Here is a 24,059-nt window from a genome sequence, read left to right as displayed (position 1 = left end):
CGATGCAGTCGGGTTGGATCACGATATCGTCCGCAAACCGCTTTCCATGTTTCGGCTTCATGCCTTGGAGAGCAGCATGCGCGTAAGGCTTGCGCCATCAAAACGGCCGAGACTTTGAGCCAGCGCGCGTTCGTAGCTCGCTTTTGCGGCTTCCGACAGAGGCAGCGTCTCCACGCCCGCGGCCGCGAAGCGCAGCGCCAGATCAAGGTCCTTGGCCAGCCCCGCAATGTCGAAGGTGCCCGGCTGGTCCTTGCCGTCCAGCGTATCCACCACGACCTGCGCGCGGTTTTTCAGCACGGTCGGCCCGGCCGAGCTGTCGGCGATCAGGCTGATGGCGGTCTCGGCCGGAATGCCCGCGCCCTTGAGCAGCGCCATCGCCTCGGCGAGCGTCTGCCAGTAGATGGCAAGTGGCAGGTTGATGGCGAGCTTCATCTGCGCGCCAGTCCCCACGGGGCCGAGATGCTCGACGCGGCGGCAGAGTTTTTCGAGGATCGGTTTGGCCCGTTCGAAGGCGGCCTCGGTGCCGCCCGCCATGCCGAGAAGCTGACCCTTCAGCGCCGGCGCGACCGTGCCGCCTACGGGGCAGTCGACGAAATCGGCGCCGGCCGCCGTGACTTTTGCTCCGATGGCGCGGCTTTCCTCCGGCAGAAGGGTGGACATGTCTACGACGAGCCGACCAGTGATGCCCGCGGCGACCAGCCCGTCCACGACGGCGTGAACCGCGGCAGCGTCGGTGAGAGAAATCAGGATCACGTCGCAGGCCGCAAGGGCCGCGAGGTCCGGCGCGACGCGCGCGCCCGCTTCGGCTGCCTGCCCGGTGTGCTCTTGCGTGCGGTTCCACACGGTGACTGCATGGCCGGTCTCGAGGAGGCGGCGTGCGAAGGCCGAGCCCATCCGGCCGGTGCCGGCAATGCCAATCATGCTCATGGCTCCTCTCCCTCTGTCAGTCCCAGGATCTGCAAGGTCGTCTCGCCGGCGCGCAGGCACTCCATCATGCGCGCCTCCTTGGCGGAGCGGGCCTCGCCTGCGGCAAGGGCTTCCTCGGCGTCGGCCGCCGGCACGACGATGACCGCATCGGCATCAGCCACAATCAAGTCGCCGCGGTCGATGCGCACGCCGCCGAGCGTGATCGGCCCGCCGATCTCGCCCTGGTCCAGCTTCGTCGTGCCGCGGATGTTGAGGCCGCGCGCGAAGACGGGAAAGCCCATCTCGATCAGTCGCGCGCTGTCGCGCACGGAGCCGTCGGTCACCAGTCCCGCGATGCCGCGAAGCTGGCAGGCGAGCGCCATGATCTCGCCGAAGGGGCCGCTCTCGGTGCTGCCCCCGTAATCGACGACGAGAACGTCACCGGGCTCAGCCGCGGCGATCGCCCTGTGCAGCGCGAGATTGTCGCCCGGCCGGCAGCGCACGGTGAGCGCCGGGCCCGCCGCCGCCATTGCTGGCGCAAGCGGGCGGAAGGGCAGCGCGACGATGCGGGCCGACGGTGCGGCCTCCCCGATCGTCGCGGTCCCCAGCGCGGCTAGGCGGGCGGCAAGGCTCACGCCGCGGCGCCTCCGATGCGCACCTGCATCGGCGCAAGGCCGTCGACCGAGCACTCGAGCACGTCCCCGCTTACCACCGCGCCGACGCCCGCGGGCGTGCCGGTCATAATGATGTCGCCGGGCATCAGCCGGTACTGCTCGGAGAGCTTCGAGATGATCTCATCGATTTTCCAGATCAGCAGGGAGATGTCGGCGTCCTGGCGCACCTCGCCATTGACCTTCAGCCGGACATGGCCGGTCTCGAGCAGGCCGCTGTCCTCCACGCGCGTGATCGGCCCGACGGGCGCGGAATGGTCGAAGGATTTCGTGATCTCCCACGGCAGGCCCTTGGCGAGCCCAAGAGCCTGGTGGTCCCGCCGAGTCATGTCGAGGCCGACGGCATAGCCGAAGATGTGCTTCGCGGCGTCGGCTTCGGAGATGTTGTAGCCGCCCGACTTGAGCGCCACGACCAGTTCGCACTCGTAATGGAAGTTGTTCGTGAACACCGGATAGGGGATCTCGCCGCCGTTCTTCACGATTGCGTCCGCGGGCTTCTGGAAGATCACCGGCGGGTCGCGCTCGTCGGCATTCATCTCACGGATATGAGCGACGTAGTTCTTGCCGATGCAGTAGATGCGCCGGACCGGAAACTTATCGTCCGAACCAGTGATGTCGAGATGTGCCTGCGGCGGCGGTGAAACGGCGTAGGAAACCATCAATGTCCTCCCTGTAACGGGTTCTTATTCAATTTTCCGCTCGCGCGATCGCTGGTCCCGGCGAGTCAGGCCGGCGCACAATTTCCCGGATCGGCGGACGGATCAAGATATGAAACACGTTTTTGGCGCGTTTCATATATTCTTTTTGCAAACGAGCATAGATTGTATAGTCTGACCTCGTGGTGCCGGAGGCAATCTCGCTTTGCCGGCTCCACAGGACTGAGTGGGAGGAGAGGAAATGACGCTACTGAAGACCCAACTATCGCGCCGCAGCTTCGGCAAGCTCGCCGCCGGCAGCGTGGCCGCCGCCGCTATCGGCATGCCGACGATCGTACGTGCGCAGACCGCAATCACCTTTGCCGTGCCGAACCCGTCGGCCCTGACCTGGATGCCCTACTGGGTGGCCCTGGGCGAAGGCTATTTCGAAGAGGAAGGGCTGAAGCCCACACTCGAGGCCATCGACGGCTCGTCGGCCGTGTTGCAGGCCATGTCCGCCGGCCAGGCGCAGATCGGCGCACCCGGACCCGGCCCGGTGCTCGGCGCGCGCTCCCGCGGCGTCGACGTCAAGTTCATCTACAACCTCTATCCGAAGTCGGTCTTCGGCCTGCTGGTGAAGGACGACAGCGAGTTCAAGAAGCCTGAAGACCTCAAGGGCAAGGTGATCGGCGTCGGCACCGCCGACGGCGCCGAGGTGTCGTTCAGCCGCGCCATCTTCACCGATCTCGGCATGAAGGAAGGCACGGACTACACCTTCCTGCCGGTCGGCGACGGCGGCACCGCCGCGGTGGCGTTCTTGCGCGACGAGGTGGCCTGCTATGCGGGCGCGGTCTCCGACGCGGCGATCCTGGCCGCGCGCGGGCTGAAGCTGCGCGAGATCACGCCCGATGCCTATCTCGGCTTCTTCGGCAACGGCATCGCGATGCTGGAAAGCCAGATGGCGGCGACACCGGATCTCGCGCCGAAATTCGGCCGTGCGCTGGTTCGCGGCACGCGCTTTGCCAATGACGCTGCCAACAAGGACAAGGTGCTGGCCCACTGCGCGGCGGGCAACCCGCAGGAGGGCGAGGACAAGAATTTTGCCGCCTCGCTGCTGGAAGGCGTCATCTACCGCATGACCCCGACCGACGCCTTGAAGGACAAGGGTTACGGTTATCAGCCGCCGGAGCACTGGCAGGCGATCCACGACTCGGCCGTTGCGGCGGGAGCGCTCGAAAAGCCGCTGCCGGATCTCTCGGCCGTCTATACGAACGAGTTCGTGGACGGCTGGAACGCCTGACAATGCTGATGGAGCCCCGCCTAATCGAAGCCCAGTCGACCGCGCCCCCGGCGCGGCCGGTCTATGAGATCCAGCGGCTGTCGAAGACCTATGCCCGCAACAACCTGACTGCGCTGACGGACGTGAACCTGACGCTCCGCAAGGGCGAGTTCGTGTCCGTCATCGGCTCCTCGGGCTGCGGGAAGTCGACGCTGCTCAAGATCATGGCGGGGCTCCTGCCACCCTCGAGCGGCCGCGTGGTCCTCGAGGGCAAACCGGTGATGGGCACCAGGCCCGACATCGGCATGATGTTCCAGCATGCGACGCTGCTGCCGTGGAAGACGACGGTGGAAAACATCGTGCTGCCGATCGAGATCCGCGAGGGCCGGGCCGCCGCCAAGGCAGCGAAGGGCCGCGCGCTCGACCTCTTGCGCCTGGTCGGCCTCGGGGACTTCGGCAATGTCTATCCCAGCGAGCTTTCGGGCGGCATGGCGCAGCGCGCCGCGATCTGCCGCATGCTGATCGCCGATCCGGCCGTGCTGCTGCTCGACGAGCCGTTTTCCGCGCTCGACGAGCTCACCCGCGATTTCATGAACATGGAGTTGCAGCGCATCTGCCTGGAGCGCGAGGCGACCGCCTTCCTCGTAACGCACTCGCTCGCCGAGGCCGTGATCCTGTCCGACCGCATCCTCGTCATGAAGCCGCGTCCCGGCCGCGTGGTCGAGGAGGTGAAGATCGACCTGCCGCGGCCGCGCACGCTCGACATGATCAACACGCCCCGCTTCGGCGAGATCGTGGCATATATCCGTGACCTCTTGGGCCGGGAGGCTTTCGTATGACCGACGCACCGAGCACCGCAGGCCAGGACACCATCTGGGTCGAGCGCGACGCGCTGATCGACCGCATCCCGCGCTGGCTGGCCATGACGATCCTGTTCGTCGTCGTGGTCGCGATCTGGGACCTCGTCACGCGCATGGGCTGGGTCTCGCCCATCATCCTGCCGAGCCCGAAGGAGACGCTGGACGACCTCATTTTCGTCGGCCGCAACCTGATCACCGGCGACTACATGCTGACCGCGTTGTGGACCACGACAATCACCGTCCTCTACGGCTTCCTGATCGCGGCTGCGATCGGCTTCTCGCTCGGCGTCCTCGTCGGCGAGACGAAGTTCGGTGAACGCGCCGTCATGCCCTATCTCGTTGCGATCGACACGATGCCGAAGATTGCCTTCGCGCCCCTCTTCATCGCCTGGCTCGGCTTCGATATCTCGTCCAAAGTGGCGCTCGCCGCCTTCATCGCCACATTCGCGATCGTGGTGGCGACGGCTGCGGGCCTCTATGCGGCGAGCGAGAACGAACGGATGCTGTTCAAGTCGATGGGGGCCTCGCGCTGGCAGACGCTGATCCAGCTCAAGATGCCGACGGGCCTGCCCTATATCTTCACCGGCCTGAAGATCGCCTCGGTCGGCGTGATGGCCGGCGCGATCACCGGGGAGTTTCTGGGCGGGGGCAAGGGATTCGGCGCGCTAATCAGGCAATCGGCTAGCCAGATGAACACGCCGCGCGTCTTTGCGCTCATCCTCTATCTCAGCCTTCTCGGGCTGGCGCTCTATTTTACCATCGCCTGGATTCAGCGTAGATTCATCTTCTGGAACAAGTCCGAAAGGCCGGGGGCGATCGGCTAAGATGAGCGATCCCGCAAACGGCGCGGCGGAAGTCAGGAACCTGTCGGAACAGGCCTACGACAGGATCCGCCGCGATATCCTGCAGGGCGAGTTGTTCCCCGACGAGAAGCTGCAGATCGAGGCGGTCTCCGAGCGTTACGGGATCGGCGCCGTGCCGGTGCGGGAGGCGCTGAACCGGCTCTCCTCCGAGGGCCTCGTCGAGCGCAAGAGCCATCGCGGCTTCTTCGTCGCGGCCATTTCGATGGCCGATCTCGAGGAACTGGTGAAGACACGCATCTGGCTCGAGACCCGCGCGCTCACCGAATCCATGCGCAATGCGGACGAGGCCTGGGAGGAGGCGCTCGTCGTCAGCTATCACCGGCTAGCGCGCACGCATCGCCGGCTGCCCGTGGAGGCCGGGCGCGAGCTTTCAGAAGAGTGGGAGGTCCGGCACAAGGAGTTCCACATGCTGCTGCTCGACCGCTGCGGGTCGAACTGGCTGCTCGGCTTCTGCTCGACGCTGATGGACCAGGCGGTGCGCTATCGAAATCTCTCCATGAACAGCAATCCGAGCCGGCAGCGGCGCGAAGGCGCGGCGGCCGAGCACCAGGCGATCCTCGACGTCGTGCTGGAACGCGATGTCGAGCGCGCCTGCCAATTGCTCACCGAGCATTACGAGACCACCCTGGAAGGGCTGCGGCAGGTCATCCCCGATCATTCCGAGACACAGCCTGCGCGCCCGCGCGCCCGGGCGGGCTCTGCCCGTTAGAGGGACGAAACGATCAGTTCGAGAATGTCCGCGTTTCCCGCGACGTGAAGTCCTGAGTCAGTCCTCTTGGAACGGCGCGGGCATGATGGGCGAGCGGGGCCGCTCTGCGCCCGATCGGCCAAAGAAACAAACATTGCCTCCGCCCCGGAAGCAGACATCGCAGGTGACAATGCTGGAGGTCGTGGTCGCGCGCCAAAAGCCGACGATCCTGAGCGCGACTTGAAATGGCAATTGCGTCCCATCGGCAACCTTCTGAGGGATTGCCGACGGGAGTGTGTATCCTAGAGGATTGACCTCAGCGCTCGCCGTCCATCTCCGCGAGCTTACGCACGCGGCGGCGGAAATCCTCGTCGGTCGAAAATTCCGCCTGCAGGTAGGCCGTCACGAGATCCTTGGCGAGCCAGGCTCCGACGATCTGCGCGCCGATGCACATGACATTGACGTCGTCGTGCTCGACGGACTGGTGGGCCGAATGCACGTCGTGGCAGACCGCGGCGCGGATGCCCTTCACCTTGTTCGCGGCGATCGACGCGCCGACGCCGGTGCCGCAGACCATGAGCCCGCGGTCGGCCTTGCCCTCGATGATCGACGAAGTGACCGTCTTCGCAATGTCCGGGAAGTCGACCGGATTGGGGTCGTAGGATCCCGCGTCATGCACCTCGTGCCCCAGCGACCTGATGTGGTCGATGATGGTCGCCTTGAGCGGGAAGCCGGCGTGGTCGGAACCGATGACGATGCGCATCTTGGAGGGTCTCCGGAAAATTACTGGGCGATCATTCGAGGCAGCCATAGCGTGAAATCCTTCGCGAAGGTGAGGATCGCAAGCGTGGTCAGCAACGGGATGTAGAAGGGGAGCAGCGACTTGAGAAGCTGCCGGATCGACACCTTGGCGATGTCCGACACGAGGAACAGAGATAGGCCCATCGGTGGCGTCAGCAGGCCGATCATCAGGTTGAAGATCGTCACGATGCCGAGTTGGACGGGGTCGACGCCCGCCAGCACCAGCGGCGGCGCGATGATCGGCACCAGGAGCAGCGTCGCCGTCGTGGAATCGAGGAACATGCCGGCGACGAAGAAGATGAGATTGGCGATGATCAGCAGCATCAGCGGGTCGCTCGAGAGGCTGAGGAGTGCTGCCGCGAAGGTCTGCGGCACCTGCTCCACCGCCAGGATCCAACCGAATAGAGCGGCCGCCGCGACGATGATGAGGATCGCCGACGAACTGCGCGCCGTCAGCACCGCCGAGTTCCACAGGTGCTCGAGGGTGAGTTCGCGGTAGAACACCGCGCTGATGACGATCACATACATCGCCGTCATTGCCGCAGCTTCCGTCGGCGTGAAGGCGCCGTAGGTCATGCCGGCGATCATCAACACGGGCGCGATGATGGCCGGCAGCGCCGGCAGGAAGTCGCGCACGACCTCCCACGGCGTCGGCCAGCGCTCGGCGCGGGGATGCTTGTGACGGGTCGCCACGATCAGCACCGTCACCATCAGCAGCACCGTGCAGACCAGTGCCGGCATGATGCCCGCGATCAGCAGTTGAACGATCGAGACGCTGGTGACCGAACCGTAGACGATCAGCGGAATCGATGGCGGGAAGATTGGCCCGAGCGTGGCCGAGGCGGCCGTGACGGCGCCCGCGAAGGACGCATCAAAGCCGCGCTTCTTCATGGCGTCGATCTCGATGCGGCCGAGCCCGCCAATGTCGGCGAGCGCGGCGCCAGACATTCCGGAGAAGACGAGGCTGCCGAAGACGTTCACCTGCGCCAGACCGCCGGGGACGCGGCCGACCAGCGTGTAGGCGAAACGGAAGATGCGGTCGGTGATGCCGGACAGGTTCATCAGGTTGCCGACGAAGATGAACAGCGGCACCGCGACCAGCGGGAAGGAATCGAGCGCGTAGGTGATGCGCTGGGCAAGGAGGCCGAGGGGAAGTCCCTCGATCAGCACGTAGGCGATGGACGGCAGCAGGATGGCATAGACCACCGGGAAGCCGAGCATGAAGAGCGCCAGGAAGGCGATGACGACTGCGAAACCCATAAGTGTCAAACCGCGATGTTGGTGTCGGCCTGCGGCGGTTTGCGCAGGTGGAGAAGATGGATGAGCGCGGCGCCGGCGAAGCCGAACAGGGTCGCGCCGAGGAATATCCAGAACGGGATGCCGAGCGTCGGCGTCGCGTTGGTGAGGTTCTTCGAGATGTTCGTCGCGGTGACATAGGCGATGAAGCCGGTCGCGCCGATGGCCGTGATCGAAATCGTCCAGTTGACGATCCCGCGCAGTCGCTTCGGCATCGCCGCCTTGAACTCGCCCATGACGATGTTCTCGCCGTTCTCCACCACCAGCGGATAGGCGCAGAAGATCAGGCAGATCAGCAGGAAGCGCGTGAACTCCTCCGCCCCGATGAAGGGCAGCACGAACACGCCGCGCATGATGACCTGAGCCGTGGGCACAAGCACGAGGCCCGCCATGACGATGACGACGAATGCCGTGAGAATGCGTTCCGGGACGCGCATCCCGTTCTCCCTGCCGGTCGCGCGGCACGCAAGGTGCAGCGGACGATTGATTTGGTGGGCGGCCGGGGCAACAAGGCCCCGGCTTGTCGAGACTTACTTCACTGCCTGGATCTGCTCGATCAGCGGCGTGAAGTTCGGGAAGTCCTGGGCGATCTGGGCGCCGACCTTTTCGCGGAACGCAGCGACGTCCAGCCCGTCAGCCTCGGTGATGACGGTCATACCGCGGCCCTTGAGCTCCTCGACGAGCTTGGCTTCGCCTTCCTGCGCCATCTGCAGCGACTTCTTCGCTTCGTCGTCCAGCACCTTGGTGATCGCCGATCGCTGCTCCTCGGCAAGCCCCTGCCAGATCTCCTCGTTGACGAAGACCGCGAGCACGGCGCGCATGTGGCCCGTCATCGAGATGTGCGACTGCACCTCATTGAGGTTATTGGAGGCGATCATCGTGAGCGGGTTCTCCTGGCCGACGACCACGCCGGTCATCAGCGCGGTCGGCAACTCGGCGACCTCAACCGGGGTCGGGATCGCACCGAAGCCCTTGACCATCGAGACCCAGAGCTCGAGCGGCACGGCGCGGAACGGCTTGCCGGCGAGATCGGCCGGCGACTTCACCGGGAAGTTGGACGAGATCTGCCGGTCGCCGCGATAGATGCGACCGATGATGCGCACGCCCTGCGCGACCAGCTTCTCGTTGATCGCCTGCAGCGCCGGCGAAGTCGCCGGATCGGTCGCCTTCAAGGCATGCTCGCCGTCACGATAGATGAAGGGCGCGTTGAACACCGCCACTTCGGGCACGAGGCGCGCGAGCGAGGCGAAGTCGTGGTGGCCGATCGAAATGGAACCCATCTTGATGCCGTCGACCATTTCGGCGACGCCGCCGAGCTGGCTCGCCGGATAGACGGTCACCGTCACCTCGTTGTTGGTCGCGGCGGCGATGCCCTTGGCCGCCTCGGCGGCATAGATCGTCTGGATGTCGCCCTCCGCGCCCACATGCGCGTAGCGCAGGTCGGCGGAGAGGGCTGCGCCCGTCAAGGCGAGCGCGACGGTGGCGCCGGTCAGGGCGCGAATGATGGTCCTCTGCAGCATGTCGAAAATCCTCCCTTGCTTCATGCTTCGTGCTTAGGTCTGCGGCCTTCGGGCGAAGGCCGAGATCAGGCTGCGGCGGCGGAACTCGTCGCCGATGGTGAAATGGTCGCGGAGCTTGCGGTCGGCGGCATCCGCGTCGCGCTCGATGATCGACAGGAACACCTCTCGGTGCGCCTCGACGAGGTAGTCGACGATGCCGGGCTCCGAGACGGTGACCTCGCGACGCTGGACGTGGCTGCGGCGCAGCAGTTCGCTGATCGCACCGTACAGCGTGGTCAGCGCCTCGCTGTGGCCCGCCTCGACGATCGCCCGGTGGAAGGCGAAGTCCGCAGCACCGCCCTCGACCGGATCGTGGAGCGTGTCCATCAGCCGGGTGAGCTCCGATCCGATGCGCTTGAGGTCGCTCTCGGTGGCGCGCTCGCAGGCTAGCCTGATCGCCTGGCACTCGATGGCGATGCGAGCCTGCATCACATCGTCGAGGATGTCCGGCTGCTGGGCGAGGCTGAAGGTGAAGAAATCCGACAGAACGTTGATGTCGGCTTGGCGCACATAGGCACCTTTGCCATGGCGGATATCAAGGAAGCCGAGCATTGCGAGCGAGCGGAGTGCCTCGCGCAACAGCGGCCGCGAGACGCCAAGCTGGAGCGACAGTTCCCGCTCGCCGAGCAGGCGCTCGCCAGGCTGTAGCGAGCCGTCGAGCAGCGCGTCGCGGAAGAAGGCGAACACCTTCTCCGCGCCCGAAAGATCGTCGCCCTCGGCAAGCATGATGGACATCGGCCGGCACCCCTCCCAACTGGCCTTACAATGGTCAGACCACTGATTCCCGATCAGTCCTTCTTTGTCAAGCAGATCCACGCCTGAACGGAGCGCTTGCCGTGCGAAGCGTTACTCTCGTCTGCCCACTGTAGGTCGATCCGCGGTCTGGCCACCTCCCGCTACATGCGGGGCTAGCTGCGGATACCTTATGCTATCGACCGCATCGCTTCGTTCGATTCGATCCTCGCGGCGAGGAGTGATCGAGTGCTTACGGACGGAGAGCAAGGAGTGGGCGGTAGATTGATGGCAACACCGGCATCCAGCCCGCGAGACGCCCATTTGTCCGCATTTCGACTGATGAGATGAGGCGGCGATGACCGCTGTTTGCCTAGGGCAATCGATCTTTTTTGGCGCTGCAGTTGCGCCGATATCATCCCAAGCGATTCGGCAGTAGTCTGAGCCCTGAGCTAGACCCGCCGCGGGATTCGCGGACGCCCCGGCTCGCATTCCAAAGCGCTCCGCGGCCAGTTTCCCGTATCGGCAGCTGCCCGGTAGGTGGACTCCAGAAAGAGCAGCAGCGTTTGCTCGGGATCCTTGCTCTGGCGCACTGCCTCATACGGGAGGAGGAACTCACCAAGCGCAGCGTCGAACCAGGCCTCGCCAGGCTCGACCTTTCGTTCCGAGAACCCGCTGGGGGCTGGATAGGCATAGGAGTAGAACATCGCATCCTCCGCTCCCGAGCCTCCAGGCCAGAACCCGGCCGAGGACACTTCATGGCTGTATGCTTCCCGCGTAACGCTGTCGGGAAGGTTCGGCACACCGCCCGGATGCATCGGCGCCGGCCTGCCGGAGAAACGTGTCACCGCCAGGTCGAATGAACCCCAGAAGAGGTGGACCGGGGAAACCTTGCCAATGAAGCCTGTTCGGAACTGCTGGAACAGGCACGAGACATTGACCAGAGTTTTGTGGAAGCGGCGGACGGCATCCGCGTCGTAGGGCCGTTCCGCATTGTCATTTGCGAACGGGACCACGTCAGCGATTTCGTTCGGAACCCCATGGATAGCTGGCTGCCCGCCGATCGACCGAATTGCCTCTTTGGTCAGGCCGAAGAACTCGGCGACGCTCATGGGCCGCAAAGGAAACGTTGCCCGCGCACCTCCTCCCGCCTCGACCACCAGAGCGTGGTCGCAGAAGTCCAGACTGACGGTCACCAGCCCTCCTGGGTCCGGGACAGGCCCTGTGGTCAGGCCGCGTGGCGTAACGTAGAGCGTGGCGTGCCAGGAGTGGTTGACCCATGGCGTGTGCGCGAGGCGGTACTTGCCGATGATCTGAGACCACAAATGGAGGGACGCGCAGGTCTCACGCCATTCCGCGTAGGGGATTGAGGGCCAGCGATCCATCGCGAGCTGACTCTAGCACGTCATCCGCCTGGTTGCGACCCAAAGGCTCTCCGCTCCATCATTCGCGTTGCGTGCCCAGACAACACCCCGGCCGTGGATGCGGTCATACGGCTCCTCCGTGACGAATCGATCTCCGAGCCACTGCAACGGTTGATGCGCCCGCCCGAAGAGGCGAATGGCCGGCAACGCGGAGAAAGCGCTCCATGACACAGCAGATTCCACTGATCGACGCCAACCTGGCGCCGATGGGCGAGGAGGCGGACGGCTTCCTGGCCCGCTTATCTACCGCTGGTCGCCGTAGGGCTGTTTGAGTTGCCCAACGGAACGGGTGAGTTCGGAGAAGGACTGTACCCCACCTTCCGACTGGCCGAGGTTGGCCAGTTGCAGCAGGCGAATCGGGAAGCACACCGCGTCTACGTTGGAGGGCGAGAGATCCTCGTGGTTCCGCTCTTCACCCGTCATTGCCGCTTCCGCCCTGCGCAGGGCCGTGTCGATCTCGTCGGTGGTCAGGATTCCCTTTCGCACAAGCACATTGTTGATCGAGGCGATGGCCATCAGTAGGCCTTCGAGCTGCAGATTGGCGACGTGCATGGCTTTCTCCAGTGTGTGGAGGCATCAACGTTCAAGCGTCCGCTCTGTTGCAACCATGTTCGGCAGGCCGGGACGCTGGTGTTTCTCGATAACCGAGTTGCCGTTGTCTAAGAATGCGACCATCGCCGGCCTCTCGACAGCCGCAGTGCCGGACCCTAAGTTCCGCGCCGGCTGTCTGGTCCAGGCCCATCTTCGGTGGAGACACTCATGAGCGACCTTTCCGGTTTTCCCGTTGCTTCGCGCTGGACGGCCAGGCATCCGGATCGCCTGCAGCTTTATTCCTTTCCGACGCCGAACGGCGTGAAGATCTCGATCGCGCTCGAGGAGGTCGGCCTTCCCTATGAGGCGCATCTGGTCAACATCCTGAAGAACGAGAGCTGGACGCCGGAATTCCTGTCGCTCAATCCCAATGGGAAGATCCCGGCCATTCTGGATCCGGATGGACCAGGCGGCAAGCCGCTCGCGCTGTTCGAGTCCGGGGCGATCCTGCTCTATCTCGCAGACAAGACCGGCAAGCTCATGCCCGCCGATCCGGCCCGCCGTTATGAGACGATCCAGTGGGTGTTCTTCCAGATGGGCGGCATCGGACCGATGTTCGGCCAATTGGGCTTCTTCCACAAGTTCGCGGGACGCGACATTGCCGACAAGCGGCCGCTGGAGCGCTACCGCGACGAGAGCAAGCGCCTGCTCGGCGTCCTCGACAAGCGGCTGGAAGGCCGCGAGTGGATCATGGACGACGAGCACACCATCGCCGACGTGTCGATGCTGGGCTGGGTACGCGCGCTGAAAGTCTTCTACGATGCGACCGAACTCCTTGGCCTGGACGGCTTCAGGAATGTCATGCGCTGGCTCGATGCCGGCCTGGCGCGACCCGCTACGCAGCGCGGCTTGAACATCCCGCCGCGGCCCTGAGGCGGCAGCACTGGAAAGAGCTACGGCAGCCGCCTCTCCGAATCCGCTCAGTTGTGCCTCATCACGAGGTCTGCCGGGCGACGGCGCGCCAGCACCCGGTCGATATTGGGCATGTCGTTCGTATCGATCCAGGCCCTCGCATCGGCTTCCGATTTGCCGTGATCGTGCCACCTTTCCCGAAGCCGTTCATCAAGCGCCTCCCTCGGCGCGTCGATGAAGATCGAAAAATCGAACAGCGGTGCCAATCTGTTCCATGGCTCCTCGTCTAGGAGAAGGTAATTGCCTTCGACGAGGACGAACTTCACATCCTGGCCGATGATCGCCGCGCCGGCGCGCGAAAGCTCCACCGTGCGGTCGAAAACCGGGATGGCGATCTCCGCTTCATTGGCGCGGATCCGCTGCAGGAGTGCCTCGAAGCCATGGAAATCGAAGGTCTCGGGCGCTCCCTTGCGAGCCCGCAGCCCGCGGGCGTTGAGCACGACATCGTCGAAATGGAAGCCGTCCATCGACACCACCGTGGCACTGCCCTCGGGAAAGAGGTCGTAAAGGGCTTCCGCCAGAGTCGACTTCCCCGCTCCCGGCGGCCCGGCGAGCGCGACGACAAAGCGCCTCGCCTTGCCGGCCCGCTTGAAAATGGTGGCAGCCAGCGTCGCGATCTCCGACATGTCAACTCCTCCACTCCTCGCCATTGGGCGCGTGGCGCCCCCAAGCGGTCAGACTTCTGGAGCAGTCTAGCATCCCTAATGCCGATATGCAGGGCTCCTATTGCCTGATACGTATGGTGCCGTGGGCACAATGATCAGAGCGGAACCGTGATGATCGCACGGCTACGCAAGGCATTTCTGGCGCAATTGATCCCGCTCATCGTGGGCTTTGTGGTGCTTGCGGCCATTGTGGTTGGCCTGACCGGCCTGATCGAGGCGCAGCGGCACGATAATGAGCGGATCCGGCTGGCGTTCGAATTCCAGCGCCAGGTCATCACTCTGCAAAGCCTTATCCAGGATGCCGAAACGAGCCAGCGCGGCTATCTGCTGACCGGAGAAGGGTCCTATCTCGATCTCTACCGCGCCGCCCGCAACGCCTTGCCCAAGGCGCTGGAGGAGGTACGAGCCGCTGCCGCCGGCAACGCCGGGCGTCGTGCCCAGGTCGATGCCTTGTCTGCCGCGATATCCGACAAGCTTGGCGAGATCGCTGAATCGATTTCCCTCTACGACCAGAACAACGCCTCGTCCGCAATCGCACTCGTCCGCAGCAACCAGGGCAAGCTGCTGATGGACCGGATACGCACCATCATCATCGATATACGGAGGGACGAAAGCGCCATTCTCCAGCAGAGGCTGGCGAACAGCGAACGAATGAATGAGTGGATGCGACTATACTCTGTGGTGGCCGCGCTGGCTGTTCTTTCGCTCGGGGTGTTCGGGGTGCTGAGCGCACGGCGGCGGCTCGAGGACGTCGCCGTCGTGCAGGATCAGCTGAGCCGCAACAACAAGGCGTTGCAGAAGGAGATCGCCACACGGGAGTTGGCCGAAGCGCAGGTCCGGCAGATGCAGAAGATGGAGGCGATCGGTCAACTGACCGGCGGCATCGCTCATGATTTCAACAACATGCTCGCGGTCATCATGAGCGCGCTCAACCTCATGCAGCGCAAGCTGAAGCGCGGCGAGAGCGACATCCAGCCGTTCGTCGACGCGGCTGTCGACGCCACCACGCGCGCGGCGAACCTCACCTCGCGACTGCTGGCCTTCTCGCGGCAGCAGCCGCTATCCCCGAAGGTCATCGACGCCAACCGGCTGGTGACCGGCATGTCCGAACTGCTCCGCCGCACGCTCGGCGAGCCCATCCAGATCGAAACGGTTCTCGCGGGCGGGCTATGGCTCACCTTCGTCGATGTCAGCCAGCTCGAGAATGCGCTGCTCAATCTCGCGGTCAACGGCCGCGACGCCATGCCGGAAGGCGGCAAGCTTACCATCGAGACCGCCAACTGCTGCCTCGACGAGCGCTATGCCGAAGAGCACATGGATGTGCCGGCGGGGCAGTATGTGCTGATCGCGATCAGTGACACCGGCACCGGCATGGCCCCTGAGGTCGCCGAGAAGGCGGTCGAGCCTTTCTACACCACGAAAGGGGCCAAGGGTACCGGGCTCGGCCTCAGCCAGGTCTTCGGCTTCGTCAAGCAGAGCGGCGGGCATCTGAAGATCTATTCCGAACCTGGCCAGGGCACGGCCGTGAAGATCTACCTGCCGCGGTATTTTGGCGACGACCGCCCGATCCCGCAGAGCAGGCCCGCCCGCGGAGCCCATCCGCCGAGCGAACTGATCCTCGTGGTGGAAGACGATCGTCTCGTGCGCGCCGGCACTGTGGCATCCCTGCGGGAGCTAGGCTACCGGGTGCTGGAAGCCGAAGATGCGGACGACGCGCTGCGCCTTCTGGCGGAGTCCGGAGAGGTGGCGCTGCTGCTCACCGACCTGATCATGCCGGGGACCCATGGCCGCAAGCTCGCCAGTGTGGCACGGGAGCAGCGTCCGGAGTTGAAGGTGCTGTTCACCACAGGGTTCACAAGGAACGCCGTCGTGCATAACGGCGTGCTCGACCACGATGTGGATTTCATCCACAAGCCGTTTTCGATCGACCAACTCGCCGCCAAGATCAGGGAAGTGCTGGACCGCTAGCCGAACAGTCACTGTCAAATGCCCGCGCCGGTGATGCGAGCGTCGCAAGCGCGGCTGTTCCTGCATTGCGGCTGGTGCCCCATCTGGGTTAGCGTCCGCCGGCTGCTTCGCGAGGGGTATGGAGTGGCAAATCGCGGGATCGAGTCGAGGCGTGCATTCATGACGGCCGTTGTTGCGCCAATGCGGGCATTGGCGCTGCTGTTCCTTTTTCTGTCTTTGGCGGCCTGCTCCACGGTCCAGACGCTGGACGTAGGACCGCCTTCGGCGCCCCGCCTTTCCTCGACGAAATATGCGGCGATCGTGGTCGACGCGAACAGCGGCAGGGTTCTGCACGAAGCGGATTCCAACGCACCCCGCTATCCCGCGTCGCTGACCAAGATGATGACGCTCTACATGCTCTTCGAAGCGATGGAATTGGGCCGGGTCAGCGCATCCACCGAAATCCCGGTCTCCGCCTATGCCGCGAAACAGCCGCCGACCAAGATCGGCTTCAAGCCCGGTCAGTCCATCGACGTCGATTCCGCAATCCGCGCGCTCGTGACCAAGTCGGCCAACGACGTGGCCGTTGCGGTTGCCGAGTATCTCGGCGGGACGGAAGAACAGTTCGCCCAGGCCATGACCGCCAAGGCGCGGGCGATCGGCATGCGCGGCACGATCTTCCGCAATGCCTCCGGTTTGCCGGACGCCGGGCAGCAGACGACCGCGCGCGATATGGCGGTGCTCGGCATCGCGCTCCGGAAACGTTTCCCGGCCTATTTTCCCTATTTCTCCAGCCAGAACTTCGCCTTCCGAGGACGCACGATCCGCGGCCACAACGACCTGATCGGCCGTGTGACGGGCGTCGATGGTATCAAGACCGGCTATATCCGGGCGTCTGGCTTCAACATCGCCACGTCGGTGGCTCGTGACGGGAGAAAGCTCATTGTCGTGGTGATGGGCGGAGATTCGGCACGCCAGCGCAACGACCATGTCGAGGAATTGATCGAGCGCTATCTGCCCAAGGCCTTCCGGGCCGGCGTCTAGCGCGGGCGCCTCCAACCCGTCAGCAGGTCTCGCGCTCTCGCGACGGCGATTCAGTCGCGGTGGTACGCCTTGAAGGTGCTCCGGCCCCGCCCAATCTAGTTGGGGCAACAGGAGTCCGCCATGAAGTGCCCGATCGACAATACCGAGCTTGCCATGACCGAGCGCCAGGGCATCGAGATCGACTATTGCCCGAAGTGCCGGGGCGTGTGGCTGGATCGCGGTGAACTCGACAAGATTATCGAGCGTTCCGCCGAACAGGAGACCGCCAACCCCGTCCAGGAGACGCGCTATCGCGAGGAGCCGAAGTATCGGGAGGAGCCCAAATATCGCGAGGACCATTATCGCGACGATCGGGGATACCGACCGCACAAGAAGCGCAAGTCGCTGCTCGGCGAGATTTTTGATTTCGACTAGCGCGTGACCGCCGGTTCGATAGGATAGGGCTGCTGCTCGGAACATTCCCTCGCGACGGCACGTTCTGACGTGCTGGAGGTCAACCGATGGCGCCGCGCCCGTTCTGGAAAGGCTATCTGAAGCTCTCGCTGGTGACCTGCCCGGTCGCCATGATGCCGGCCACTTCCGAGAGCGAAAAAGTCCGCTTCCACACGCTCAACCGCAAGAGCGGCCACCGCGTGGTCAGCCAGTATGTCGATGCCGTAAGCGAAAAGCCTGTCGCCGAGGACGACGAGGTGAAGGGTTATGAGCGCGGCGAGGACGAATTCGTGCTCCTCGAGGACGATGAACTGGAAGCGGTCGCGCTGGAGAGCACCCGCACGATTGATATCGACATGTTCGTCGATGCCGATACGATCAGCTGGATCTGGCTGGACAAGGCCCACTACCTGACGCCGGACGATCCGGTCGGCGAGGAGGCATTCTCCGTCATTCGCGACGCGATGGAGGCGACGCACACGGTCGGCATCTCGCGATTGGTCATGTATCGGCGCGAGCGTGCTGTGATGCTGGAGCCGCGCGGCAAGGGGATTGTCGTCTGGACCCTGCGCTACGGGGATGAAGTCCGCAAGCCGGAGGATTATTTCGGTGGCATCGGCGAGACCAAGGCCGATCCCAAGCTCATGAAGCTGGCCACCACGCTGATCGAGGAGAGGATGAAGCCCTGGGACCCCCACATGGTCAGCGACCCGGTCCAGTCCAAGCTTCTCGAAATAATCGAAGCCAAGAAGAAGGGCCGCAAGCGCCCTGCAAAGGCGAAGGCCGAGAAGGAGCCTACGCCGACAAACGTGGTCAGCATCTTGGACGCGCTTCGCAAGAGCATCAGCGCTGAGAAGGGCAAGGGCAAGTAGGGTTGATGCCGCTGCGCCCCAACTCCGATTTGGGTGCAGGCGAACAGCCGGTAACGGCCGGCTTCACGCTGCCGCTCACCCTCGAGCCGATGGAGGCGAAGACGGCCGACAAGTTGCCGGAGGGCGGCTCGTGGCAGTACGAGCCCAAGTGGGACGGTTTCCGCTGCCTAGCATTCAAGGAGGCCGACCAGGTCGATCTCCGGGCGAAGTCCGGCAAGCCCCTGGGGCGCTACTTTCCGGAGTTGGTCGATGCATTGAGGGCGCTAGACGCGCTGCGCTTCGTCGTCGACGGCGAGATCGTCATCGCGATTGACGGAAAAGTCTCCTTCGACGCCCTGCAGATGCGGCTGCACCCGGCCGAGAGCCGGATCAGGAAGCTGGCTGCTGAAACGCCGGCTAACCTCATCCTGTTCGACATGCTCGTGGATCCGACGGGCACGAAGCTCCTGGACCGGCCGCTTGAGCAGAGGCGGGCGGCGCTGGAGTCCTTCGTCGCTTCAGCAGGCAGTCCATGGCTGGCGCTCTCGCCCGTGACCCGGGACGCCCGCGACGCGAACGCATGGCTCAGCCATGCCGGCCATGGCGCTACTGACGGCGTGGTGGCGAAACGGGTCGACCAGCCCTACCAGCCCGGCGAGCGCGCGATGGTCAAGGTGAAGCGCCTGCGCACTGCCGACTGCGTTGTCGGGGGCTTTCGCTACCTCGCCGGCGAGCGGCAGGTCGGATCGCTTCTCCTCGGCCTCTACGACAAGGAGGGGAAGCTCGATCACGTCGGCTTCACCTCCACCATCTCGAACGACGAGCGCGGCGAACTCACCCGCCGGCTCGAGGCGCTGCGTGAGCCGCCCGGCTTCACCGGCAAGGCGCCGGGCGGCCCCAGCCGCTGGAGCACGGAGCGGAGCGGCGAATGGGAGCCGCTGCGGCCGGAGCTTGTCGTGGAAGTCCGCTTCGACCACGTCACCGGCGACCGCTTCCGGCACGGCACGAAGCTCCTGCGCTGGCGGCCTGACAAGGCGCCGCGGCAGTGCACGTTTGAGCAGATTTGTTGAAGCTGCGGCCGCCGCGCCCCGCCTATTTCATGCGCCGCTCTGCTGATCGACGGCTGGGCGCTGCCGAGGGCCGGGCGGCGGGATTCACCGGGAGAGACAATTGCGGCTCGGCCGCCTCCTCGGCCACGCTGAACCGGAAGTGGTCGCGTATGTGCCGGTTGAAGAAGCTGCCCTTCGAGAATGCGCGCCGGAACTCCTCATGGGTTTCTGGCGGAACATCCTCGTAGTCGTAGCGGCGGCGGGTCCTCACGAACCAGACGGACAGGCATCGCGTCTCCGGGTTGTATTTGAATCTGCTGATGAGGGCTGAGGGCATGCGGGCGAACTGCACGGTACGTCGTGTGATCATGCGGCTTTCCTTCGCCGCGGACCGAGATCCAGCGGCACGGCAGAGGCGCGAAAATCCTGCCAGGGATCGGAGGGGAGGGATGCGAGCCGGTTCGGCGTGTTCTCGACCGTGAAATAGGCAGGGCCGATCACCGGGCTCAGTTCTTCCCATGCAAGCGGCATGGAAACGGCCGCACCGGCGCGCGCCCGGGTCGAGTAGGCTGCGACGGCGGTAGCGCCGCGCTGGTTGCGCAGATAGTCCACCAGGATCTTGCCGTGGCGCTTGGCCTTGGTGATAGTGGATACGTACTTCTCCGGGCTGTCGGCGGCCATCGAATCCGCGATCTGCTTGGTAAAGGCCTTGATTGCCGGCCATTGTGAGCTGGGCTTGACCGGCGCAACCACATGCAGGCCCTTGCCGCCGGACGTCTTCACGAAGGGATGCAGTCCTGCCTGGCGCAGCCGCTCTGCCGTTTCATGCGCGGCCTCGATGACGGTCTCCCATGGGACGTCTTCGCCGGGGTCGAGGTCCATGATGATCGTGTCCGGCCGCTCCCAATCCGAAACGGTCGAACCCCATGGATGGATCTCCAGGGTTGCCGCCTGGACCAGCCCAATCAGGCCGTCGAGGTCGTTGACGCTGATCAGCGGCTCGTCGGAGGCGTTCTTGGGATCCTTCACCAGCACGATGTGCTCGTTGAGGCCCTTCCAGGCGTGCTTCTGGAAGAATCTTTCGCCGTGGATGCCGCTCGGGCAGCGGACCAGCGCCAGAGCCCGGCCAACGACATAGGGCGCCATGTAGCGCCAGACCTCGGCGTAGTAGTCGGCCAGACCTTCCTTGGTGACGCCGTCCTCCGGCCAGTAGAGGCGATCGGGATGGGTGAGCTTGACGCTCCGCTTCGGCAGTTCCGCGGCCTTCTCGGTTTGCTTTGCCTCGCGCACGATTTCCTCCGCTGGCTTGTCCTCGCGCAAGCCTCGGAACGAGGCGTGGCGCAGGTGCCCGTCGGCGGTCCAGGCCCGGAACTCCACCTCGGCCACCAGTTCCGGCCTGACGAAGCGGACCTGGCGCGCTTCTTCCGAGGCGAGTCTTTCCGCAAACGGACTTTTCGGGATCACCATCGGATCCAGCCGCTTCCAGAGGTCCTCCGCCACTGCCGCCGTGAAACCCGTGCCGACCCGACCGACATGGTGCAGCTTGCCGTCCTCGTGGACGCCGAGCACCAGCGAGCCGATCGCCTTGTTCGAGGTGGTCGAAGGCACGTAGCCGGCGATCACGAACTCCTGCCTGGCCGAGCATTTCGACTTGACCCACGACTTGCCACGTCCCGGCCGGTAAGGCGAGCCGCGCAGCTTCGAAACGATGCCCTCCAGGCTCAGCCTGCAGGCGTGGCGCAGCACCAGATCGCCGTTCTCCTCGAAATGGCCGCTGTAGCGGACCAGCCCCCCTTCACCCTGAACGAGCGCTTCGAGCAGTTCCTTGCGCTTGATCAAGGGAAGCGCCGTGAGGTCGTAGCCGTCGAGATAAAGCAGGTCGAAGACGTAGAAGCGGAAGCGATCTGTGCGCCCTTCGCTGAGGTCGGCCTGCAGGGCGGAGAAGTCGGAGGCACCGGTCCCGGTCTCCACCACCAGTTCGCCATCGAGAAGGGCCGTCTGCACCGGCAGAGCGGCTAGCGCGTCGACCAGGGCCTTTCCGAACTTGGCCGTCCAGTCGAGGCCGCTACGGGTGACGAGCGTAACCTTGCCGTTGTCGATGCGGGCCTCGAGCCGGTAGCCGTCGAACTTTATTTCGTGCAGCCAGCGCTCGCCGGCGGGAGGCGACGATACGAGGCTGGCGAGCGTCGGCTGCAGGAAATCCGGCAGCGCCGCCTTCTTCGCTCCCTTGATTTTGGCCAGATCGGGAAGCTGAACCGCCTCTCCGTCCGGCTTCGGCGCGGGGGCCGTCTTGGCGGACACAGCCGGCGCAGCGGACTTCTTTTTCTTGATCCTGCCGGTCTTTGAGGACCAGCCGGGCTCCTCGCCCTCCACATCCTTGATCTCGCGGCCGGTCTGCACCGACTCCGGCCGCTCCTCGAGGATGTCGGGGTCCATTTCCGTCCGCGCGAACTCGTCGTCTCCCTTGATCAGCAGCCAGTTCTCGCGCTTCTCCCGCGGCCTGCCCGCCATGCGCACGAGATGCCAGCGGCCGTGAAGCTTCTCACCGCGCAACTCGAACTCGAGGTGGCCCTTGGCAAAGCCCTTCTTCGCGTCGTGCACGGGCGCCCAGGTGCCATTGTCCCAGACGATCACCGTGCCGCCGCCATATTCGCCCTTGGGGATCGTGCCTTCGAATGTGCCGTATTCCAGCGGATGGTCCTCGACATGGACGGCGAGGCGCTTGTCGCCGGGCACCAGGCTCGGGCCTTTAGTGACCGCCCAACTCTTCAGCACCCCGTCCATTTCGAGGCGCAGGTCGTAATGCAGCCGGGTCGCCGCATGCTTCTGGATGACGAAGCTGTTGCCCGCCTTGCTCGCCTTCTTTCCCCTAGGCTCCGGCGTGGCGGAAAAATCGCGCTTGCTGCGGTAGACCTCGAGCGCCATGGCTCAACTCGCCTTGCGCCGGGCCGGCGCGTGCCTGGGTTTTTCCTTGCCTGCGGAGCGCGCCTTGGCAGCCGTCTTGGCGGGCGCCTTCTTGGCGGCCGCGCCGGCGCTCTGGCGCAGCGCCTCCATGAGGTCGATGACCTTGGTGCTCTTGGGCGGCTTCGGCGCCTCGATCTTGCGGCCCTCGATCTTCGCCTTCACCAGTTCGGCAAGTGCTGCCTCGTAGCGGTCGTCGAACGAGGTCGGGTCGAACTCACCGCGCTTGGTGTCGATGATGTGCTCGGCGAGATCCAGCATCTCGCCCTTGATCTTCAGGTCGGGAATCTGGTCGAACGCCTCTTCGGCCGAGCGCACCTCGTAGTCGAAGTTGAGCGTATTGGCGAGCAGGCCCTTTCCATAGGGACGGATCAGGACGCTGCGCATGCGTCTGAACAGGACCGTCTGGGCGATCGCCGCGACGTTCTCCTTGCGCATGCCGTCCCGCAAGATCACATACGCCTCCTCCGCCATCTTGTCGGCCGGAGCGAGATAATAGGGCTTGTCGAAATAGGCCTTGTCGATGTCTGAGCAGGACAGGAAGGCAGAGACTGCGAGCGTCTTGTCGCTCTGCGGGACCGCCTCGGCGATCTCTTCCGGCTCGAGCACGATATAGTCGCCCGAACCCAGGTCGTAGCCCTTGACCTGGTCTTCCTTCTCGACCGCCTTTCCGGTCTCGCTGTCGACGAACTGCCTGTGTACGCGATGACCGGTAGCGCGATTGACGGTGTGGAAGGCGATGCGCTCGGAGGTCGACGCGGCCGTGTAGAGCGCCACGTGACAGGTGAGCTCTCCGACCTTCAGAAACCCTTTCCAGTTCGCCCTTGGCGCCAAGACAGCCTCGCTCTACCGATGCCCGCCGAACACGACACCGGCAATTCTAACGTGGCTGCGGCTCGCTTCGTTCCCCTACCGAAAGGCGGTCATCCGAATGAGCGACTTGGGAACAAAGCATCAATTGGGTAGTTATCGGCGACGCTTCAAAGAAGGACAACAAGGGAGAGCGTACGCGATGATGCTGTTTTCCGAGCCGGTCGAGGTCGTCAGTGCTTCCGAGATCCACGTCGTCTCCGACACCGACGAAGCTATCGACTGGCTACGTGACAAATGGCCCACTTTCCGCGGCCCACGGCACGCCGATGCCTTCGCCTCCATGATCATGGCCAGGCAGGGCAAGGAAACGCCGGATCTGGCGCGCGAAGCTTTCGTCGCCGCGGCGAAGGAGGCCGACATCCTCGTCCACACCTAATCCGAGGAGGGCATGGGGCCCCGCCAGCGCCATGCCACGCATCATTCGATGGCGGTTACTCGAGTATTCCCGCAACGAGACCGAGTTCCACGGCTTCCTCCGAAAACAGGTAGCAACTCTCGGTCGCACGCCTGTAGAGATCCTCTGCCGACAGCTTGCTGCCCTCGGCGAATTCGGCGAACCCCTGCAACTCCAGTTTCTCGGCCGTCTCCAGCATCGAGAGCTGTTCGCGCACGATCTGAATGCAGGCCTTGATCGGCCCGTTCAAAGCGATGCTGTCCTCCAGCCGCCGTTCGTGGATGAGCAGGACCGCATCCCTGGCCAGGAACCGGAAGCGTTTCGAGACTGCCGCCAGGATGGTGACGCCGGCGGAATAGACGACCGTCTTGCCCACGCAGTAGGCGTTGCGGCCGCTTCTTTCACGGAAAAGCTTAATCTCCAGGGCGATCCGCCGCGCTGCGTCCGCATCTCCGCCCCGAGTATTGAGCTCGATGACCAGATCCTGCTCTCCGTCGAGCACGGCGTTGATCTGATCGAGCGCATCAAGCACCGCCCTGTCGTCGATGGGCCCGTAGATGCGCACGTTCGGCCGAAATAGGAGTTCACTGTTCGCCAGCATTCAAAGCCCGTCCCGTTTCGTTGCT

The 24,059-nt window shown here is 64.4% G+C and carries 26 protein-coding genes; 11 read left to right on the top strand and 15 right to left on the bottom strand.

What is annotated here, in order from left to right; all coding sequences use genetic code 11:
- Nucleotides 1-57: 57 nt before the first annotated feature.
- Genes HUI96_RS21555 through HUI96_RS21545 form a run of 3 tightly spaced genes read right to left on the bottom strand, consistent with a single transcriptional unit; the run spans nucleotide 58 to nucleotide 2,236 of the window.
- Nucleotides 58-927, bottom strand: a complete 870-nt coding sequence (locus HUI96_RS21555) for an NAD(P)-dependent oxidoreductase (RefSeq protein ID WP_188256748.1) — start codon at nucleotides 925-927, stop codon at nucleotides 58-60.
- Nucleotides 924-1,541 carry an RraA family protein gene (locus HUI96_RS21550; RefSeq protein WP_188256747.1) on the bottom strand — a complete coding sequence of 206 codons (618 nt, stop codon included), beginning with the start codon at nucleotides 1,539-1,541 and terminating at the stop codon, nucleotides 924-926. The genes HUI96_RS21555 and HUI96_RS21550 overlap by 4 nt, the downstream gene beginning before the upstream one ends.
- Nucleotides 1,538-2,236, bottom strand: a complete 699-nt coding sequence (locus HUI96_RS21545) for a fumarylacetoacetate hydrolase family protein (protein WP_188256746.1) — start codon at nucleotides 2,234-2,236, stop codon at nucleotides 1,538-1,540. The genes HUI96_RS21550 and HUI96_RS21545 overlap by 4 nt, the downstream gene beginning before the upstream one ends.
- A 238-nt stretch (nucleotides 2,237-2,474) precedes the next feature.
- On the opposite strand from HUI96_RS21545, the gene HUI96_RS21540 reads away from it, so the two are divergent.
- The 4 genes from HUI96_RS21540 to HUI96_RS21525 are packed head-to-tail and all read left to right on the top strand — an operon-like array spanning nucleotide 2,475 to nucleotide 5,923.
- The gene (locus HUI96_RS21540) at nucleotides 2,475-3,512 is read left to right on the top strand and encodes an ABC transporter substrate-binding protein (RefSeq protein WP_188256745.1); all 1,038 of its coding nucleotides are present in this window, start codon (nucleotides 2,475-2,477) and stop codon (nucleotides 3,510-3,512) included.
- Nucleotides 3,513-3,520: 8 nt separating this feature from the next.
- Nucleotides 3,521-4,330 (top strand): ABC transporter ATP-binding protein, encoded by an 810-nt coding sequence (locus tag HUI96_RS21535; protein ID WP_188256820.1) that lies wholly within the window; start codon nucleotides 3,521-3,523, stop codon nucleotides 4,328-4,330.
- On the top strand, nucleotides 4,327-5,175 hold the full coding sequence (locus HUI96_RS21530; protein ID WP_188256744.1) for an ABC transporter permease: 849 nt from the start codon (nucleotides 4,327-4,329) through the stop codon (nucleotides 5,173-5,175). Before HUI96_RS21535 ends, HUI96_RS21530 begins: the two co-directional genes overlap by 4 nt.
- Nucleotide 5,176: 1 nt before the next feature.
- Complete coding sequence (locus HUI96_RS21525) at nucleotides 5,177-5,923, top strand: GntR family transcriptional regulator (RefSeq protein WP_188256743.1); 747 nt, start codon at nucleotides 5,177-5,179, stop codon at nucleotides 5,921-5,923.
- A gap of 295 nt (nucleotides 5,924-6,218) precedes the next feature.
- On the opposite strand, the gene rpiB is transcribed toward HUI96_RS21525, so the two are convergent.
- From rpiB to HUI96_RS21490, 7 genes are all read right to left on the bottom strand, one after another.
- Nucleotides 6,219-6,665 (bottom strand): ribose 5-phosphate isomerase B, encoded by a 447-nt coding sequence (gene rpiB / locus HUI96_RS21520; protein ID WP_188256742.1) that lies wholly within the window; start codon nucleotides 6,663-6,665, stop codon nucleotides 6,219-6,221.
- A gap of 20 nt (nucleotides 6,666-6,685) precedes the next feature.
- Nucleotides 6,686-7,963, bottom strand: coding sequence for a TRAP transporter large permease (locus tag HUI96_RS21515; protein WP_188256741.1), 1,278 nt, complete (start codon nucleotides 7,961-7,963; stop codon nucleotides 6,686-6,688).
- Nucleotides 7,964-7,968: 5 nt separating this feature from the next.
- Nucleotides 7,969-8,436 carry a TRAP transporter small permease gene (locus HUI96_RS21510; protein WP_188256740.1) on the bottom strand — a complete coding sequence of 156 codons (468 nt, stop codon included), beginning with the start codon at nucleotides 8,434-8,436 and terminating at the stop codon, nucleotides 7,969-7,971.
- A 93-nt stretch (nucleotides 8,437-8,529) separates the two neighbouring features.
- Complete coding sequence (locus HUI96_RS21505) at nucleotides 8,530-9,519, bottom strand: TRAP transporter substrate-binding protein (protein ID WP_188256739.1); 990 nt, start codon at nucleotides 9,517-9,519, stop codon at nucleotides 8,530-8,532.
- Nucleotides 9,520-9,552: 33 nt separating this feature from the next.
- On the bottom strand, nucleotides 9,553-10,293 hold the full coding sequence (locus HUI96_RS21500; RefSeq protein WP_188256738.1) for a FadR/GntR family transcriptional regulator: 741 nt from the start codon (nucleotides 10,291-10,293) through the stop codon (nucleotides 9,553-9,555).
- Nucleotides 10,294-10,742: 449 nt separating this feature from the next.
- Nucleotides 10,743-11,675: a DUF5996 family protein gene (locus HUI96_RS21495; RefSeq protein WP_188256737.1), complete on the bottom strand. Its 933-nt coding sequence runs from the start codon at nucleotides 11,673-11,675 to the stop codon at nucleotides 10,743-10,745.
- Nucleotides 11,676-11,957: 282 nt separating this feature from the next.
- A complete protein-coding gene (locus tag HUI96_RS21490; protein WP_188256736.1) occupies nucleotides 11,958-12,266 on the bottom strand; it encodes a hypothetical protein in 309 nt (102 codons plus the stop codon).
- A gap of 207 nt (nucleotides 12,267-12,473) precedes the next feature.
- Here HUI96_RS21490 and HUI96_RS21485 point away from each other — a divergent pair, with 207 nt between their 5' ends.
- Entirely contained in the window at nucleotides 12,474-13,178 is a 705-nt protein-coding gene (locus tag HUI96_RS21485) for a glutathione S-transferase N-terminal domain-containing protein (protein WP_188256735.1), read from the top strand.
- 47 nt (nucleotides 13,179-13,225) lie between these two features.
- Here the strand turns inward: HUI96_RS21485 and HUI96_RS21480 are convergent, their stop codons facing one another.
- A complete protein-coding gene (locus HUI96_RS21480; RefSeq protein WP_188256734.1) occupies nucleotides 13,226-13,843 on the bottom strand; it encodes a nucleoside triphosphate hydrolase in 618 nt (205 codons plus the stop codon).
- 150 nt (nucleotides 13,844-13,993) lie between these two features.
- On the opposite strand from HUI96_RS21480, the gene HUI96_RS21475 reads away from it, so the two are divergent.
- The 5 genes from HUI96_RS21475 (at nucleotide 13,994) to HUI96_RS21455 (ending at nucleotide 19,226) form a co-directional block, all read left to right on the top strand.
- Nucleotides 13,994-15,850 (top strand): CHASE3 domain-containing protein, encoded by a 1,857-nt coding sequence (locus HUI96_RS21475; RefSeq protein WP_188256733.1) that lies wholly within the window; start codon nucleotides 13,994-13,996, stop codon nucleotides 15,848-15,850.
- 159 nt (nucleotides 15,851-16,009) lie between these two features.
- Entirely contained in the window at nucleotides 16,010-16,873 is an 864-nt protein-coding gene (locus HUI96_RS21470; RefSeq protein ID WP_188256732.1) for a D-alanyl-D-alanine carboxypeptidase family protein, read from the top strand.
- Nucleotides 16,874-16,993: 120 nt separating this feature from the next.
- Nucleotides 16,994-17,287 (top strand): zf-TFIIB domain-containing protein, encoded by a 294-nt coding sequence (locus HUI96_RS21465; protein ID WP_188256731.1) that lies wholly within the window; start codon nucleotides 16,994-16,996, stop codon nucleotides 17,285-17,287.
- Nucleotides 17,288-17,373: 86 nt separating this feature from the next.
- Nucleotides 17,374-18,177 (top strand): Ku protein, encoded by an 804-nt coding sequence (locus tag HUI96_RS21460; protein WP_188256730.1) that lies wholly within the window; start codon nucleotides 17,374-17,376, stop codon nucleotides 18,175-18,177.
- A gap of 5 nt (nucleotides 18,178-18,182) precedes the next feature.
- Entirely contained in the window at nucleotides 18,183-19,226 is a 1,044-nt protein-coding gene (locus tag HUI96_RS21455) for an ATP-dependent DNA ligase (protein WP_188256729.1), read from the top strand.
- 22 nt (nucleotides 19,227-19,248) lie between these two features.
- Here the strand turns inward: HUI96_RS21455 and HUI96_RS30095 are convergent, their stop codons facing one another.
- The 3 genes from HUI96_RS30095 to HUI96_RS21440 are packed head-to-tail and all read right to left on the bottom strand — an operon-like array spanning nucleotide 19,249 to nucleotide 23,000.
- Nucleotides 19,249-19,575, bottom strand: coding sequence for a KTSC domain-containing protein (locus tag HUI96_RS30095; RefSeq protein WP_337918535.1), 327 nt, complete (start codon nucleotides 19,573-19,575; stop codon nucleotides 19,249-19,251).
- On the bottom strand, nucleotides 19,572-22,130 hold the full coding sequence (ligD, locus tag HUI96_RS21445) for a DNA ligase D (protein ID WP_188256728.1): 2,559 nt from the start codon (nucleotides 22,128-22,130) through the stop codon (nucleotides 19,572-19,574). The genes HUI96_RS30095 and ligD overlap by 4 nt, the downstream gene beginning before the upstream one ends.
- Before the next feature lie 3 nt (nucleotides 22,131-22,133).
- On the bottom strand, nucleotides 22,134-23,000 hold the full coding sequence (locus HUI96_RS21440) for a Ku protein (protein ID WP_188256727.1): 867 nt from the start codon (nucleotides 22,998-23,000) through the stop codon (nucleotides 22,134-22,136).
- Between the two features lie 178 nt (nucleotides 23,001-23,178).
- On the opposite strand from HUI96_RS21440, the gene HUI96_RS21435 reads away from it, so the two are divergent.
- The gene (locus HUI96_RS21435) at nucleotides 23,179-23,415 is read left to right on the top strand and encodes a DUF982 domain-containing protein (protein WP_188256726.1); all 237 of its coding nucleotides are present in this window, start codon (nucleotides 23,179-23,181) and stop codon (nucleotides 23,413-23,415) included.
- Between the two features lie 55 nt (nucleotides 23,416-23,470).
- Here HUI96_RS21435 and HUI96_RS21430 read toward each other — a convergent pair whose 3' ends face one another.
- Nucleotides 23,471-24,034 carry an ATP-dependent Clp protease proteolytic subunit gene (locus HUI96_RS21430; protein WP_188256725.1) on the bottom strand — a complete coding sequence of 188 codons (564 nt, stop codon included), beginning with the start codon at nucleotides 24,032-24,034 and terminating at the stop codon, nucleotides 23,471-23,473.
- Nucleotides 24,035-24,059: the final 25 nt, after the last annotated feature.

The sequence above is a fragment of the Pseudaminobacter soli (ex Zhang et al. 2022) genome (assembly GCF_014595955.1).
GTDB classification, from domain to species: Bacteria; Pseudomonadota; Alphaproteobacteria; order Rhizobiales; family Rhizobiaceae; genus Kumtagia; species Kumtagia pseudosoli.
Note: the sequence above shows the minus strand (reverse complement) of the source record. Positions and strands in the feature narration are given on the sequence as shown.